Raw genomic sequence first — 16,299 nt, forward strand, 5'->3', positions numbered from 1 at the left:
GGTACCAAACGACAAGGCCCGCCAGAGGCGGGCCTTGCGGTGCACAGAGATATGGTGCTTCAGATGAGGTAGCTGTCCAGGCTCTTGCCCGAGGCCAGCACGGCGCGAACCCATTCCGGCTTGCGGCCCGGGCCGCCGGCCCAGAGTTCGCCATTCGGGCCACGGTACTTGGCCGGCGCACCCGATTTGGATTTGCCGGCCTTCTTGCCAGTTGCCGTGCTGCCGCCGAGGTCGGCGGTGGTAATGCCGAATTGCTTCATCTTGGCCTTGATATCGGCAATCACGGAAGAAATCTCATTCTTGCGCGCCTGCTCGGCTTGCGCCATCAGGTTCTGGGCTTGCGCCATCAGTTCGGAATACGTTGCCATGTGAATGTCCTTTTATTTGGAGTCGCTGCTGAATTGATCTGATGCATCCCAACGATGCAAAAGGGATTCTAAAGAGGTTTGAGGGTGGTCACCCAACCCTGCAGATCCGAAGGTAATTCACTTTGTAACTCGATGGGCGCCGACGTGAGGGGGTGCGCCAATGCGAGGCGCCACGCGTGAAGAAACATGCGCTTCAATCCCGAGCGTTGCAATTGCCGATTGAGTTCGAAATCCCCGTATTTGTCGTCACCCGCAATCGGGTGGCCTGCGCTGGCAAGATGGACGCGGATCTGGTGCGTGCGCCCGGTCTTGATGGTGACCTCCAGCAGGGAGAAACCCTCCGGCGAGACTCCGCTCAGCACCGGGGTAGCCTCCAATCGAGACGCCACTTTCACCAGCGTGACCGAGCGCATGCCGTCGGGGTCGTCCTTGCTGGTCACCCGCACCCGCCGCTCCCCGTCGGGCAGCAGGAATTTGTGCAAGGGTTGATCGAGCACTTTCAAGCGCGCCGGCCATGCACCTTTGACCAGTGCCAGATAGGTTTTCCCCGTGGAGCGCTCCCGGAATTGGTCCTGCAACGCCGTGAGCGCGCTCTTCTTCTTTGCAATCAGCAGCAAGCCGCTCGTTTCGCGGTCGAGCCGATGAACCAATTCAAGAAACCGGGCCTGGGGCCGCGCCTGGCGGATTTGTTCAATCACGCCGAAGCTCACGCCGCTGCCGCCATGCACCGCCACGCCGGCGGGTTTGTCGATGGCCAGAAACGCATCGTCCTCGTGGATCAGCGGGAATTCGCGCGGCGGCGCCGGATGCGCTGCCTTTTCCTCGGCGCGCTCTGAAAGGCGAATCGGTGGAATGCGAAGGACATCACCCGCCGCCACGCGGTCATCGGCGCCCACCCGGCCTTTGTTGCGACGAACTTCGCCCGACCGGATGATGCGGTAGATGTGCGATTTGGGCACACCCTTGAGCATGCGAATCAGGAAATTGTCCAGACGCTGACCGGCCGACTCTTCATCGACCGTGATCTGTCGGACTTCCGCTGGGTGCGGCTGGCTGGACATGGTGCGGAATTAAGCCACCACAACGGGCGGGGAGCTGACTATAATGCGCCACACCCGTCGTGTGCCGTAAGTGATTGATTTGCTTTGAGTTTAAGCCAGTCACTGTGGGCAGAGGCCTGATCTTGCCGGGCAAGAGGCCATACACGGGTTGGTTGCCACCCTCAGCACCCGGGTCTGGCGCCCCGCCTGACGCATTTGAGCGTGAATCCAGGCAGGGCACCGGATCGGTCGACGCTGCGGGCGAATCCGCTGAAGAAAACGCGAACCCGAATACGGAATACCCCAATCGCCCAGCCCCGGAATGAGGCTGGGTGAGGACACAAGTGAAACCAGAGTGAGACCGGCCAGATCCATGTCCCTGACAGCCATCGAGCCATCCCTGTTCACCCAACTCCACGCGCCTACGCCCTGACCCGGCGGTTCGACGCGCGGCACCTCGGTGCCCGCCTGTGTTGAACGCCTCCCGCGAATCGCGGGTCAACGGCTCTCCGGCAATTCCTTCCTTCGTTCGCTTTTCCCGCTGGTTCATGGCGAGTTGGCGCCTCGGGCCCCATGGCCCGTGCGCTGTTGTGTGCTGGAACGAAGGAAACGCATCATGAAACGCATGTTGATCAACGCCACGCAGGCCGAAGAGCGCCGGCTGGCGATCGTGGACGGGCAGAAACTGCTCGACTACGAAATCGAAATCGAAGGGCGCGAACAGCGCAAGGGCAACATCTACAAGGCCGTGGTCACGCGCGTGGAGCCCTCCCTGGAGGCCTGCTTCGTCGACTACGGCGAGGAACGGCACGGCTTCCTGCCGTTCAAGGAAATCTCGCGTCAGTATTTCGCCGCCGGCGTTTCGGTCAACCAGGCGCGCATCAACGACGTGATCAAGGAAGGCCAGGAGCTGCTGGTCCAGGTGGAAAAGGAAGAGCGCGGCAACAAGGGCGCGGCCCTCACCACGTTCGTGAGCCTGGCCGGCCGCTATGTCGTGCTGATGCCGAACAACCCGCGCGGCGGCGGCGTGAGCCGGCGCATCGAGGGCGAAGACCGCCAGGAACTCAAGCAGGCGCTCGACCAGCTCGAATACCCCAATGGCATGAGCATCATCGCGCGCACCGCCGGCATTGGCCGCGACGCCGCCGAACTGCAGTGGGATCTGAACTACCTGCTCAAGCTGTGGAACGCCATCGATGGCGCCACCAAAGGTGCCAAGGGCGCCTTCCTGATCTACCAGGAATCCAGCCTCGTGATCCGCGCGATCCGCGACTACTTCAACAGCGACATCGGTGAGATCCTGATCGACACCGACGACATCTTCGAACAGGCTCACCAGTTCATGAGCCACGTGATGCCCGAGCACGGTCACCGCGTGAAGCGCTACCGCGATGACGCACCCCTGTTCTCGCGCTTCCAGATCGAACACCAGATCGAAACCGCCTACAGCCGCACCGTGAACCTGCCCTCGGGCGGTGCCATCGTCATCGACCAGACCGAAGCTCTCGTGGCGGTGGACGTGAACTCGGCGCGCGCCATCAAGGGCGGCGACATCGAGGAAACCGCCACGCGCACCAACCTGGAGGCCGCCGATGAAGTGGCGCGCCAGGCCCGCCTGCGCGACCTCGGTGGCCTCATCGTGATCGACTTCATCGACATGGAAGAGTCGAAGAACCGCCGCGAAGTGGAAAACCGCCTGCGCGATGCGCTGCGCCAGGATCGCGCCCGCGTGCAGTTCGGCGCCATCAGCAAGTTCGGCCTGCTTGAAATGAGCCGCCAGCGTCTGAAGCCCGCACTCAACGAAGGCGCGTCCATCCCTTGCCCGCGCTGCGGTGGCTCGGGCCACATCCGCGACACGGAAAGCTCGGCGCTGCAGATCCTGCGCATCATCCAAGAGGAGTCGCTCAAGGACAGCACGGCCGCCGTGCTGGTGCAGGTGCCGGTCGAAGTGGCCAGCTTCCTGCTCAACGAAAAGCGCACCGAGATCACCAAAATCGAACTCAAGCAGCGCATCAGCGTGCTGCTGGTGCCCAACAAGTCGCTCGACACGCCCAACTACAAGCTCGAGCGACTCAAGCACGACGACCCGCGCCTGGACAACCTGGACGCCAGCTACAAGATGGCCGAGGAAGTCGACGACGTGGCCAGCTTCACGCGCCGCAGCCAGGAGCGCACCAACAAGCAGGAGCCGGTGATCAAGGGCGTGCTGCCCGATGGTCCGGCACCGGTGGCTGCGCCCCGCCCCGAGGTGGCCGCAGCGGCTCCGGTGGTCGCCGCAGCCGCGCCTGTGGTGGCTCGGCCCGCGCCGGTGGCACCAGCGCCCGCGCCGGCTGAAAAAGGCTTCTTCGGCTGGCTCAAGAGTCTGTTCGGTGCTGAACCGGTGGTGGCCAAGCCGGCCGCACCGATCGTGGTGTCACCCGCCACCGGCAAGCCCGGCGCGCGGGAGGAGCGTGCCGAGGGTCGCCGTGAAGGTGGTCGCGACGGCGGGCGCGATGGCCGTGGACGCGGTGGCCGCAACGGCGCCGACAGCCGTGGCTCGCGCGAAGGCCGCGAAGGCAACCGCAATGGCCGGGGTGGCGAAGGCCGCCCGGTGGAAGGCCGGGGCGAAGGGCGCCCTGTCGAGGGCCGGGGCGAAGGCCGTGGTGACGGACGTCGCGGTGAACCGAGGGGCGAGGGTCGTGCCGAAGGTCGCACCGACAACCGCGGTGAAGGCCGAGGTGAAGGTCGGGGTGAAGGTCGCAATCGCCGTGAAGGTCGCGGCGAAGGCCGCCGCGACGCGGCTCCGGTGGAAGCGGCTGGTGTCAACACCGCCGCGTTGCCGATGGGTGCTCCCGACGGAGAGGGCCAGACGGAGCAAGCCGAGGGACAACGCCGCGAGCGGCGCCCGCGGGGCGACAACCGCCGTCGCCAGGGGGGCGAGCAACCGCAGGAAGGCATGACGCGCCCGGAAACCACCGACGCGTTGCCTCAGGAAGGTGGCAGCACGGAAACGGTTGAAGACACCGCGCCCCGTGAAGCCGATGGTGAAGCCGGCGCACCACGCAACGGCCGCAACCGCAACCGCGATCGCTATGGCCGTGACCGCCGCGAACGCGCACCGCGTGAGACACAGGCACCGGCCGAAGCCGACCCGGATGCTCCGGTGACGCAACCGATGGCCTATGGCTCGGCGGCCGAGGAAGCGGACGCTTCGGCCTATGAAGCACCTGTGCGCAGCTACTTCAGCGTGCCCACGCCCGAGGCCGCACCGGCGGCCACGCAAGCACCCGCCGCAGAACCGGTGGCGCCGGTGGCAGCAGTCGCACCCGCCCTGGCGCCGGTGCAAGCCCCGCAGGTAGCCCCTGTGCAGGCTGCGGCTCCGATCGAAGCGGCCGCACCACGGGCGCCTCGCGCTCCCGTGGCAGCGCCACGCCCAGCCCCGGTGGCGGCGCCAGTGGCCCAGGCACCCGCAGCGCCGGCCGCGCGCGCGCTTCCCAAGGTGCAGAGCTACGCGCTGTCCATCGACGAACTGCAACAGGTGGCGCAGGCCAGCGGTCTGGAATGGGTCAACTCCGACGCCCAGAAGGTGGCTCAGGTGCAAGCGGCCATTGCCGCCGAACCCAAGCCCATCCACGTGCCTCGCGAGCCACGTCCACCAGTCGTGATCGACGAAGGTCCGCTGGTGCTGGTGGAGACGCGCAAGGACCTGCGGTCCATGACGCTTCCGTTCGAGAGCTAGAAGCACCCCCCTGCGCCGCTGAGGCGGCCCCCCTCTCTGGCGCTCCTGTCGGCGCTTGGAAGGGGGACGACAGCTTGGGCCGGCGGAGCCGGACCCTTGCTGTCTCTGGGTGAGTAGCATCTCTCTCCGGCGCTCGTGCCTGCGTCCAGGGATGCCGTGCAACCGGCTTCGCCGGGCCACAGGCATCGCCCTCCCAAGCGCCGACAGGAGCGCCAGAGAGAGGGGAAGCCGCCTCAGCGGCGCAGGGGGTGTCAGTCGAGAAATGCGGCCTGTTTCCAGGCTGCTTGTGCAGCGGCTTCGTCGCCCCGTTCTTCAGCGAGCTTGGCCAGCCCGCGCCAGGTGCGCCGCAACAAGTCGGGGTCGCGCAGGCTGTTGCTGGCCTGGCCCAGCATCTGTGCCGCCTTGCCCCAGAGCTGTCGACGCAGGCAGGCCTGGCCGGCGAGGTATTGCAGGTTGGCGTTCTGCGGCATCTGGCGCTGCAGCTGTTCCAGTTGTGCCAACCCCTGTGCGTCGAGCTGCTCCAGCCCGGGTTCGAGCGCCATGACCATGTGCCGCTGCTGGACCGGATCCAGCGTGTCGAACCTGGTCCAGAGCGGGTCGAGCCAGGCGCGCGCGCGCTGTGAAGCCAGCTGTCGATCCTGCTCGCTGCCGTCGCCGGCCACACTGCGGGCCAGCTCGTTCGCACGCAGCGCTGCGGCCAGCGCGAGTTCGGGCATGGCGCGCTCTTCGGCGTCCAGGCCATTCCAGAAGGCATCGAGCTGCGCGAGATCGTGCGCCTCGCTCAGCGCGTCCAGCGCCAGCCCACGCACGATGCTGCGCGAGGCCTCGGCCGAAAACGCGCGGTGCTTGGCCAGCAGGCGTGCGGTCTCCAGCGCTTCACCAGAGGCCCCTACCAGACGCGCAATGCGCAGCTTCAGGCGCAGCGCCACGATGCGGCGGGCCGCGCCCTGCGGCAGTTCAGCCAGGCGGATGCGCGCGGCCTCGCCATCGCGGTCCTCGACGGCCCAGCGCACTGCGCGCAGCAGCACGCCTTCGTGGGCATCGGGTGCACTGCGGGCCAGCTTCGGGTTGAGCGCCGCCTGCAGGTTCTCGTCGCGGCGCTCGCGGTTCTGCAGGGATTGCGCGCTTTCCGCCACCAGCAGGTGCGCAAGCAGCTGCATCTGGTCGCGCCGGGGCCACTGGCCGGCCGGCACGGAACGCAGTTGGTCCACCGCCTGCTGCGCCGCCGACTGGGCGCGCACGAAACGCCCGGCAAGCTGATGAGACAACGCGTCCAGCACATGACCCACGACCACGCGCTCGACCTGCTGGCTGCGCCAGCGCTGTGCCTGGGCCGGCAGGTCGCGCAACATGGCGAAGGCGCGCATGGCCAGGTAAAGCAGCACGAAGCCGACGATCAGGCAGAAGACCGCAAAGTTGAAGGACACATCGAACCGGTAAGGCGACCAGAACAAGGTGAGGGTGGCGTTGTTGTGGCCCACGAGCAGTGCCAACGCCACCGCCAGAGCCGCCAGGCCGAGCAGCCAGAACACGCTGCGCATGGCGCCACCGAAGCGAGCAGCCATCAGCGGCCTCCCGCGGCCGCGTTCAGCGCCGCCAGCGTTTCTTCCGGGCGCGGCAGCTCGCTCTCCACGAGCTCCTTTCGCAGCCTGCCCAGCGTGCCCTGGGCCTGGGCGATGGGCGCGGCGGACGTGTCGAAGTAGCGCCCCAGCGCCGCTTCCACGGCGATCAGATCGGCCTGGCTCGAACGCATGTGGCGCGCCAGCAAGCCAAGCCGCGCATTGAGCAGCTTGAGCTTGAGGTTCTCGCGCAGGAAGAGCGCCTGGTCGGGCGCGAGCAGGATGGCCTCGGGGCGGTCGATGCGGCTCACACGAACCAGCTCGCGGCTGCTGCGCGAGACATCGGCCACCATGCGCTCCCACAGGCCAGACCACCACATTGAAAGACGGGCATCCCACGCGGGCGCCACATCTGCGGCGGCGTCGGTGGCCGAGCCGCCTTCCAGCGCGGGCTCGGCCGGCGCGGACGCCGCGGACGCCGCGGACGCCGCGGACGCCGCGGGCGCTGCGGGCGCTGCGGGCGCGGCAGCCTTGCGGGTCCTGGGCTTGGGCACCGTCACGGGGTGGCCGGGTCCGACCTGGTTGAGCAGCGGCCAGTCATCGATCTGGCGGGCGAGTTCGTCGAGTTGCTGGACCAGCGACGGGATGTCGGCGAGTGCGGCGCCTCGAATGCGTTCGATGTCGCGCCCGATCGCGCGCTGCACCGGATTGAGCCGCGGCTGGGCAGCGCGTGCGATGCGCTGGTCGGCCGCCTGCAGGGCAGAGATGAGGGGCTGCGCACTGCCGGTGAGTTGCGCGTGCTGCTGGGCGAGCCGCACCGCCGATTCCAGGTCCTGCACAAGGTTGTCATCGCGCGAACGCGACAGCGACAACATGAGTTCTTCCAGCTGGCTGCGCTGCAGGCTCACCTCGGACAGCCGCAACTCGGCCACCGAAAGCCGCGCCTGCAGTTCCTGGGTGAGCGCCTCGGCCTGCTCGGCGTAGCGCCGCGCATCACCCGCCAGCGTGGCGGAATCCTGCGCCCTGCGGGCCATTTCCTGCTGGGTCAGGTTGAACTTCTGCCACAGCAGGCCACCCAGCACCAGCGCAAGCACCGCGAGGGTGAGCCCCAGCAGGGCAAAACCGCGCCCGGAAGGCGCAGGCGCAGGGGCCGGCGGCGGTGAAGCGACAGGGCCGGCGACAGCGGCTTGCGCTGACGGGGAGTTGGGGAGTTCGGAGGAAGTTGCGCTCATGGTCGGTACCACGCCGATTCTAGGGTGCGCATCACATCGCCAAGCGATGGCCGGGTCATGAGCACATGGTCGAATCCGGCTTCTTGAGCCGCCTGCGCGATGCGGGGATGCGTCACCAGCGCGCTGCTGCGAGACCAGTCGACCACGATCTCACGCGCGCGCAGGGTGCGCAGCGCCTCGGAACTGCTGAACAACCACGCGCTGCCGGGCTCGGCCGCGGCACGGATCAGGGCCTCATCGGACGGCGTGAGGGCCGGGGGACGCCGCGCATAGGCCACACAGCCCTCCACCCGCGCACCCAGCGTCAGGCATTGCCGGATGAGCCAGTCGCGCCCGCTGCCCGCGATGTCGCCTGCGTCGGCGGGCTCCTGATCGGGCGACACGCCGCGAACGATGAGCACCAGGCGACCGGGGCCCACCTGCGAGGCCACCCGAGGCCACAGGTGCTCCGAGTCGAACTGCGCGGCATCGTGCTCGGGAGCATCGATGCGCGCGGCGTCGATACCCAGGCGAGCCAGGTGGCTGGCCAGCAGGCGGGCCGTGCCCGGCCCGGGAGCCCAGAAACGCGTCTTCAGGTCGGCGGGCACCGGCGCCACGTCTGCGGCAAAGAAATGGCTCACGGCCGCACCGCTCACGAACAGGATGGCGTCGGCCTGCGGCCAGTTCAGCCGCCAGTGGCGCAGGCCTTCCTGCTCGGCCGGCGATTCGGGTTCGCCGATGTGGATCAGCGGCATCGAGTGGGCCGGCCAGCCCTGCTCGCGCAAGGCGTCCACCCAGACCCGCGCCTCGGGCGCGGGGCGCGTGACGATGAGTCGATCCAGTCGACGCGCAGGGGGCGTCGGTTGGCCGGACGGCGCCAAGGCTTCAGGCCTCCGGCCGCGGCGGCTGTGCACCGGCCCGGCGCAGCTCGCCAGCCACGCGCTGGCCGAGTGCCTCGGCGTCGGCCAGTGACTGCACCGCCGCGTGGCCCGCCACGCGCACCACCGCCTGCTGGCCCTCGGGATCGCCCCAGGCTGCCTGCAGGCGCAACTGGCCCATGGCATCCCATTCGGCATAGGCAGCCAGCGGCATCGAGCAACTGCCGCCCATGGCGCGCGACACGGTGCGCTCGGCCGCCACGCGCTGCCAGGTCGGTGTGTGCGCCAGCGGCGCCAGCGCGGCCAGCAGGTCGGCGCGGTCGGCACGCACCTCGATGCCCAAGGCGCCTTGTCCCGCCGCCGGCAGCGATTCGGCGGGTTCGAAGATGTGGCGGATGCGCGCCGCCAGCCCCAGGCGCTTGAGTCCCGCAGCGGCGAGCACGATGGCGTGGTACTGGCCTTCGTCGAGTTTGCGCAGGCGTGTGTCGAGATTGCCGCGCAGTGGCTCGATGCGCACATCGCCACGACCGGCCCGGTCGAGCGCCTCACGCAGCAGCACCAGGCGACGCAAGCTGGAAGTGCCCACCACACCGTTGGCGGGAAGATCGGCGAGGCCCGCGCAGTGCGGTGACACCCAGGCATCGCGTGGGTCTTCGCGTTCCATCACGCAAGCCAGCGCAAAGCCGGCCGGCAGGTCCATCGGCACATCCTTGAGGGAATGCACGGCGATGTCGGCGCGTCCCTCCTCCAGCGCGACCTCGAGTTCCTTGACGAAGAGTCCCTTGCCGCCCACCTTGGACAGGCTGCGGTCCAGGATCTGGTCGCCCAGCGTGGTCATGCCCAGCAAGGTCACCTGATGGCCAAGCCCTTCCAGCAGCGACTTGACGTGTTCGGCCTGCCAGAGGGCCAGCCGGCTCTCGCGGGTGGCGATGGTGATGGCCAGTGAGGCAGCGCTTGAGGACATGGGTGGAGTGGCATCTGCCGGGCCGCAACACCTGCGCGGCGTGGTACCCGGCTGGTAACTGAAAGGGTGTTTTTGAATGCTAGCATGGCCTCTTGCCGCAGCGGCGGTCCACCTTATCAACGCCCACGCCCATGACGCGCAAGCCCAACCGCAACGACAAGGACCAGCCGCTGATCGAGGACATCCGCCTGCTCGGGCGCATCCTGGGCGACGTCATCCGCGAGCAGGAAGGCCAGGCCGCCTTCGACCTGATCGAACAGATCCGCCAGATGTCGGTGGCGTTTCGCCGACACGACGACCAGTCGGCGGACAAGGCGCTGAAGAAGCTGCTCAAGGGCTTGAGCGGCGACCAGACGGTGAGCGTGATCCGCGCGTTCACCTACTTCAGCCACCTGGCCAACCTGGCCGAGGATCGGCACCACATCCGCCGTCGCGCCGTGCACGAGCGCGCTGGCGACCTGCAGGAGGGCAGTCTGGCGCGCACGTTGCAACGCCTGCACAAGGCAGGCATCGCTCCGGCCGACGTGGTGCGTACGCTGGAACAAGCCCACATTTCGCCGGTGCTCACGGCACACCCCACTGAAGTGCAGCGCAAGAGCATCCTGGACGCCGAACGCGCCATTGCACGCCTGCTGGCCGAGCGCGACGAACACGACATCCTGCCGCGCGAACGCGCCGACAACGAAGCACAGATCCGCGCGCGCGTCACCCAGCTCTGGCAGACGCGCTTGCTGCGTTTCACCAAGCTCACGGTGGCCGACGAGATCGAAAACGCGCTGAGCTATTACGAGTCCACCTTCCTGACCCAGATTCCGCGCCTGTACCGCGAACTCGAGGAGGGACTGGGCGACGGCAGCGAACTCGCCCACATCGCGCCTTTCCTGCGCATGGGCCAGTGGATCGGCGGCGACCGCGATGGCAACCCCAATGTGACGGCGCAAACGCTGGTGCTGGCCCTGAACAGCCAGGCCGAGATGGTGTTGCGCCACCACCTCACGCAGCTGCATCACCTGGGCGCAGAGCTTTCTGTCTCGGCCATGCTCAACAGCGTGAGCCCGGCCATGCTGGCACTGGCCGAGCGCTCGCCCGATACCAATGCACACCGCCAGGACGAACCCTACCGCCGCGCACTCACGGGCATGTACGCGCGACTGGCCGCCACGCTCAAGCAACTCACGGGTGGTGACGCTGCGCGACACGCGGTGGCGCCGCAGCACCCCTACACCAGCGCGGCCGAATTGCTGGACGACCTGCGCGTCATCGAAGCTTCGCTCAAGGCACATCACGGCGAAGCACTGGCCCGCGCGCGCCTCACGCCGCTGATGCGCGCCGTGCAGGTGTTCGGCTTTCACCTGGCCACGGTGGACTTGCGCCAGAGCTCGGACAAGCACGAAGAGGTGGTGGCCGAGTTGCTCGCGGTGGCGCGCATCGAGGCGGACTATTCGAAGCTGGACGAAGCGGGCAAGCGCGCGGTTCTGCTGCGTCAGCTCAACGACGCGCGGCCGCTGCGGGTGCCCGGGGTCAGCTACTCGGAGCACACGCTGGGTGAACTGGCGATCTTCGACACCGCGAGCAGCGGGCGCCGGCGCTTTGGCGCCCAGGCGATCCGCCACGCCATCATCAGCCACACCGAAACCGTGAGCGACCTGCTGGAAGTGCTCCTGTTGCAGAAGGAGGCAGGGCTCATGCGCGGCACGCTGGACGAGGACGCCGTGTGCGACCTGATCGTGGTGCCGCTGTTCGAAACCATTGAAGACCTTCGCAATGCCGCGCCCATCATGCGCGAGTACTACGGCCTGCCCGGTGTGCGCGCGATGGTGCTGCGTGGCGCGGCCGATGGCTACAGCGAGCAGGACATCATGCTCGGCTACTCCGACAGCAACAAGGACGGCGGCATCTTCACCAGCAACTGGGAGTTGTACCGGGCCGAGATTGCGCTGGTCGAACTGTTCGACAGGTTGAACCAGGAAAGCCCGAAGGCCATCCAGTTGCGCATGTTCCATGGCAGGGGTGGCACCGTCGGAAGAGGCGGAGGCCCCAGCTACCAGGCCATCCTCGCGCAGCCACCCGGCACGGTGCGCGGGCAGATCCGCCTCACCGAACAGGGCGAGGTGATCGGATCCAAATACGCCAACCCCGAGATCGGGCGGCGCAACCTCGAAACACTGGTGGCCGCCACACTCGAAGCCACGCTGCTGCAGACCTCACGCGCCGCGCCCAAGGCCTTCCTGGACGCCGCCGACGAGATTTCGCGCCAGAGCATGGCCGCCTACCGCGCGCTCGTGTACGACACCCCGCGCTTTGCCGACTACTTCTTCGCCGCCACACCGATCCGCGAGATCGCCGAACTCAACATCGGTTCGCGCCCGGCTTCGCGCAAGGCCACACAGAAGATCGAGGACCTGCGCGCCATTCCCTGGGGTTTCAGCTGGGGCCAGTGCAGGCTCACCTTGCCGGGCTGGTACGGCTTTGGCTCGGCGGTGCACGCCTTCCTCCATCGCGATGGTGCCAAGGGCGTGGCCGCTCGCAAAGCGCTGCTGCAGAAAATGGTGGCGCAGTGGCCTTTCTTCAGCACCCTGCTCTCCAACATGGACATGGTGCTGGCCAAGAGCGACCTGGCGCTGGCCTCGCGCTATGCCGAACTGGTGGAGGACAAGCGCCTGCGCACCAAGGTGTTCACCGCCATCGAAGCCGAATGGCACCGCACCGCCGCGGCGCTCGCCCTCATCACCGGCGAGAAGCAGCGTCTGGTGAACAACGCGGCGCTGCAGCGGTCCATGCAGCACCGGTTCCCCTACATCGATCCCCTGCATCACCTGCAGGTGGAACTGGTGCGTCGCTACCGGGCCGGGGAGAACCAGGCCGATCGCGACGAGCGGGTGCGGCGCGGCATCCACATCTCGATCAACGGCATTGCCGCGGGACTTCGGAACACGGGGTAGCCTCTGCTCAGCGCGGTGATCGGGCAAAACCTAGAATGGCCCTGTGAACACCCTGACCAACGCCGACCTGCACTGTCACTCCGTCGTTTCCGACGGCACCCTCACGCCCGAGGCACTGGCGCAGCGCGCCAAGGCCAACGGTGTGGAACTCTGGGCATTGACCGACCACGACGAACTGGGCGGGCAGGACCGCGCCCTGGCGGCTGCGCACGAGGTCGGCCTGTCCTACTTGACGGGCGCCGAGATTTCCGTGACGTTTGCCGGCATCACGGTGCACATCGTCGGCCTGGGCATGGACCACCACAACGAAGCGCTGCTGGCCGGCCTGCGTGCCACGCGCGGGGGGCGCGAGGAACGCGCCCGCGAAATGAGCGATGACCTGGCGCGGGTGGGCATCCCGGGGGTCTATGAAGGCGCCCTGAAATACGTGGGCAACCCCGAACTGATCTCGCGCTCGCATTTCGCGCGCTACCTGGTGGAGATCGGTGTGAGCAAGGACACCAACGAGGTGTTCCGCAAGTACATCACCGAAGGCAAGCCCGGCTTCGTGCCGCACCGCTGGGCCTCGCTCGGCGACGCCGTGCGCTGGATCACCGGCGCGGGCGGCGTGGCCGTGATCGCCCACCCCGGGCGCTACAAGCTCACCCCGACCGAAGAATTCGCGCTCTTCACCGAGTTCAAGGCCCATGGCGGCCAGGGCGTGGAAGTGATGACCGGCGCGCACGGACAGGCCGACTATGTGAAGTACGCGGGCTATTGCCAGGAGTTCGGCCTGGCGGCATCGCGCGGCAGCGATTTCCACAGCCCCGAGGAAAGCCACACCGACCTCGGCAAGCTGCCCGACCTGCCGGGCAGTGTCACCCCCGTCTGGGAACTGCTGGCTTCGCGCATCCAGTAGGTTCGCGCGCGTCCATGTCCCAGTTCTTCGACGTCCATCCCGACAACCCTCAGCCGCGCCTGCTCAAGCAGGCGGTGCAGCTGCTCGAACGCGGCGGCGTGCTTGCGGTGCCCACCGACTCCAGCTACGCGCTGGTCTGCCACCTCGACGACAAGGCCGCCGCCGACCGCCTGCGCCGCATTCGTCAGGTGGACGACAAGCACCACCTCACCCTGCTCTGCCGCGACCTGAGTGAACTGGCCAGCTACGCCAAGGTGGACAACCGGCAGTACCGGCTGCTCAAGCTCGCCACGCCGGGTGCCTACACCTTCATTCTGGAAGCCAGCAAGGAAGTGCCCCGGCGCGTGAGCCATCCCTCACGAAAGACCATCGGGCTGCGCGTCCCGGCGCACAAGACCCTGCAGGACCTGCTGGCCCTGCACAATGCGCCGCTGCTGGCGACCACGCTGATCCTGCCGGGGCAAACCGATCCGCTGAACGACGCACACGACATCCGCGACCAGCTCGAACACGACCTGGCGGGCGTGATCGACGCTGGCGCCTGCGCGCTGGAGCCCACCACGGTGATCGATCTGACGCCCATGGGCACGGGCGGCGACCCCGAGGTGCTGCGCACGGGTCAGGGCCCATTGGCCGCGCTCGGCCTCTGACGGGCCGCTCTGGGACAATACGCGTTTGCCCGACGCCCCACCCCATGGATTTCGCCCAGATCATTCAGACCGTCGCGTTCTACGCCCTGCCCGTGCTGTTTGCGATCACGCTGCACGAGGCCGCCCACGGTTACGCAGCGAAGCGGTTCGGCGACAACACGGCCGAGATGATGGGTCGGATCACGCTCAACCCCCTCAAGCACATCGATCCGGTAGGCACCATCGCGATGCCGCTGATGCTGTACTTCGCCACTTCCGGCGCCTTCCTGTTCGGTTACGCAAAGCCGGTGCCGGTGAATTTCGGGCAGCTGCGCAACCCCAAACGCGACATGGTCTGGGTGTCACTGGCCGGCCCGGGCGCCAACCTGGCGCAGGCCATCGGCTGGACCATCCTGTTCTACGTGCTGCTCTCGGCGGGCGTCGAAGAACCCTTCTTCCTGAAGATGTGCCAGGCCGGCTTGCTGGTCAATCTGGTGATGTTCGCCTTCAACCTCTTCCCCCTGCCCCCGCTGGATGGTGGACGCATCCTGGTCGGCCTGCTGCCCTGGAAACAGGCCGAACTGGTGTCCCGCGTGGAGCCCTGGGGATTCTTCATCGTGCTGGCGCTGGTCATCACCGGCGTGGTGGGCAACCTCTGGTTGCGTCCGCTCATGATGCTCACGGGCAGCGCCATCGAAACGTTGCTCACCCCTGTCCGCATGCTGCTGCTCTGATCCGAACCCGTTCATGAAAACCCAACGCGTCCTCACTGGCATCACCACCTCGGGCACACCGCACCTCGGCAACTACGTGGGCGCCATCCGCCCCACCGTGCGCGCCAGCCGCCTGGCCGAAGTCGAGAGCTTCTATTTCCTGGCCGACTACCACGCGCTCATCAAGGTGGGTGAACCTGCACGTGTTCAACGCTCCACGCTGGAGATCGCCGCGACCTGGCTGGCCTGCGGCCTCGACCCCGAGCGCGTAACCTTCTACCGCCAGTCCGACATCCCGGAGATTCCGGAACTCACCTGGCTGCTCACCTGTGTGACCGGCAAGGGCGTGCTCAACCGCGCTCACGCCTACAAGGCCTCGGTGGACAAGAACGCCGCAGCCGGCGTGGACCCCGACGCGGGCGTGACGGCAGGCCTCTTCATGTACCCGGTGCTCATGGGCGCCGACATCCTGATGTTCAACGCGCACCAGGTGCCCGTGGGCCGCGACCAGATCCAGCACATCGAGATGGCCCGCGACATGGCGGCGAGTTTCAACCACCTGTACGGCGAGCATTTCACGCTGCCAGAAGCGGTCATCGAGGAACATGTGGCCACGCTGCCGGGCCTTGACGGCCGCAAGATGAGCAAGAGCTACGACAACACCATCCCACTGTTCACACCACGCGAACAGCTGAAGAAGCTCATCATGGGCATCGTCACCGACTCGCGAGCGCCGGGCGAACCCAAGTCCACCGAGGGCTCGGCGCTGTTCCAGCTCTACCAGGCCTTCGCGTCCCCGGACGAATCCGCCGCGCTGGCCCGCGCCTATGCCGAGGGCATTGCCTGGGGCGACGCCAAGCAAGCCGTCTTTGAGCGGCTGGACCAGGAGATAGCTCCCCTGCGCGAGGTCTATGACCAGCTCATCCAGGACCCGGCCCGCATCGAGAAAATCCTGCAGGCGGGGGCTGTCAAGGCCCGCGCCATCGCGACCCCCTTCACCGCCCGGCTGCGCAATGCGGTGGGGTTGCGCCGGCTCGACAGCGCGCACGCGCAACGCAAGGAAAAGTCGGGCAAGGCCGCGGCGCCCACCTTCAAGCAGTACCGCGAAGGAGATGGGCTGTTCTATTTCAAGCTGATGGACGCCGCAGGTCAATTGCTGTTGCAGAGCCGTGGATTCGACTCACCGCGCCAGGCCGCCCAGTCCATTGCCACCCTCCAGCAACTCGGCGTTGCGGCTCTGGGTGACATGCAGGCACATCTGGCTGTGCAGGCCGATACCGATGCCTTGGCCGCGGCGCTCGCGCACTTCCAGTCGCCCGCGCCCTGACGGCCGAGGGCACATCGAGGCCTCCTCAGATTCGTGGAAAATCTACCCCCAC

At 67.4% G+C, this 16,299-nt stretch carries 12 protein-coding genes; 6 read left to right on the top strand and 6 right to left on the bottom strand.

Annotation, left to right across the window (positions count from 1 at the left end; translation table 11 throughout):
- Positions 1-59: 59 nt before the first annotated feature.
- Complete coding sequence (locus ACTIEY_RS03105) at positions 60-368, bottom strand: H-NS histone family protein (RefSeq protein WP_439517634.1); 309 nt, start codon at positions 366-368, stop codon at positions 60-62.
- 68 nt (positions 369-436) lie between these two features.
- Positions 437-1,429 (bottom strand): RluA family pseudouridine synthase, encoded by a 993-nt coding sequence (locus tag ACTIEY_RS03110; protein ID WP_439517635.1) that lies wholly within the window; start codon positions 1,427-1,429, stop codon positions 437-439.
- Positions 1,430-2,024: 595 nt separating this feature from the next.
- On the opposite strand from ACTIEY_RS03110, the gene ACTIEY_RS03115 reads away from it, so the two are divergent.
- On the top strand, positions 2,025-5,126 hold the full coding sequence (locus tag ACTIEY_RS03115; protein ID WP_439517636.1) for an Rne/Rng family ribonuclease: 3,102 nt from the start codon (positions 2,025-2,027) through the stop codon (positions 5,124-5,126).
- A gap of 251 nt (positions 5,127-5,377) precedes the next feature.
- Here the strand turns inward: ACTIEY_RS03115 and ACTIEY_RS03120 are convergent, their stop codons facing one another.
- Genes ACTIEY_RS03120 through hemC form a run of 4 tightly spaced genes read right to left on the bottom strand, consistent with a single transcriptional unit; the run spans position 5,378 to position 9,738 of the window.
- Positions 5,378-6,691 carry a heme biosynthesis protein HemY gene (locus ACTIEY_RS03120; RefSeq protein WP_439517637.1) on the bottom strand — a complete coding sequence of 438 codons (1,314 nt, stop codon included), beginning with the start codon at positions 6,689-6,691 and terminating at the stop codon, positions 5,378-5,380.
- On the bottom strand, positions 6,691-7,917 hold the full coding sequence (locus ACTIEY_RS03125) for a uroporphyrinogen-III C-methyltransferase (RefSeq protein WP_439517638.1): 1,227 nt from the start codon (positions 7,915-7,917) through the stop codon (positions 6,691-6,693). The genes ACTIEY_RS03120 and ACTIEY_RS03125 overlap by 1 nt, the downstream gene beginning before the upstream one ends.
- On the bottom strand, positions 7,914-8,777 hold the full coding sequence (locus ACTIEY_RS03130) for a uroporphyrinogen-III synthase (protein WP_439517639.1): 864 nt from the start codon (positions 8,775-8,777) through the stop codon (positions 7,914-7,916). The genes ACTIEY_RS03125 and ACTIEY_RS03130 overlap by 4 nt, the downstream gene beginning before the upstream one ends.
- Positions 8,778-8,781: 4 nt before the next feature.
- Complete coding sequence (gene hemC, locus ACTIEY_RS03135) at positions 8,782-9,738, bottom strand: hydroxymethylbilane synthase (RefSeq protein WP_439517640.1); 957 nt, start codon at positions 9,736-9,738, stop codon at positions 8,782-8,784.
- 131 nt (positions 9,739-9,869) lie between these two features.
- Here hemC and ppc point away from each other — a divergent pair, with 131 nt between their 5' ends.
- Genes ppc through ACTIEY_RS03160 form a run of 5 tightly spaced genes read left to right on the top strand, consistent with a single transcriptional unit; the run spans position 9,870 to position 16,247 of the window.
- Positions 9,870-12,680 (top strand): phosphoenolpyruvate carboxylase, encoded by a 2,811-nt coding sequence (gene ppc / locus ACTIEY_RS03140; protein ID WP_439517641.1) that lies wholly within the window; start codon positions 9,870-9,872, stop codon positions 12,678-12,680.
- A gap of 43 nt (positions 12,681-12,723) precedes the next feature.
- Entirely contained in the window at positions 12,724-13,578 is an 855-nt protein-coding gene (locus ACTIEY_RS03145; protein ID WP_439517642.1) for a 3',5'-nucleoside bisphosphate phosphatase, read from the top strand.
- Between the two features lie 14 nt (positions 13,579-13,592).
- Positions 13,593-14,228, top strand: a complete 636-nt coding sequence (locus ACTIEY_RS03150; protein ID WP_439517643.1) for an L-threonylcarbamoyladenylate synthase — start codon at positions 13,593-13,595, stop codon at positions 14,226-14,228.
- A 44-nt stretch (positions 14,229-14,272) separates the two neighbouring features.
- Positions 14,273-14,941 carry a site-2 protease family protein gene (locus ACTIEY_RS03155; protein WP_439517644.1) on the top strand — a complete coding sequence of 223 codons (669 nt, stop codon included), beginning with the start codon at positions 14,273-14,275 and terminating at the stop codon, positions 14,939-14,941.
- A gap of 13 nt (positions 14,942-14,954) precedes the next feature.
- Positions 14,955-16,247, top strand: coding sequence for a tryptophan--tRNA ligase (locus ACTIEY_RS03160; protein ID WP_439517645.1), 1,293 nt, complete (start codon positions 14,955-14,957; stop codon positions 16,245-16,247).
- Positions 16,248-16,299 lie beyond the last annotated feature (52 nt).

This window comes from Hydrogenophaga sp. (assembly GCF_051858985.1).
In the GTDB taxonomy this organism is placed as follows: Bacteria; Pseudomonadota; Gammaproteobacteria; order Burkholderiales; family Burkholderiaceae_C; genus Hydrogenophaga.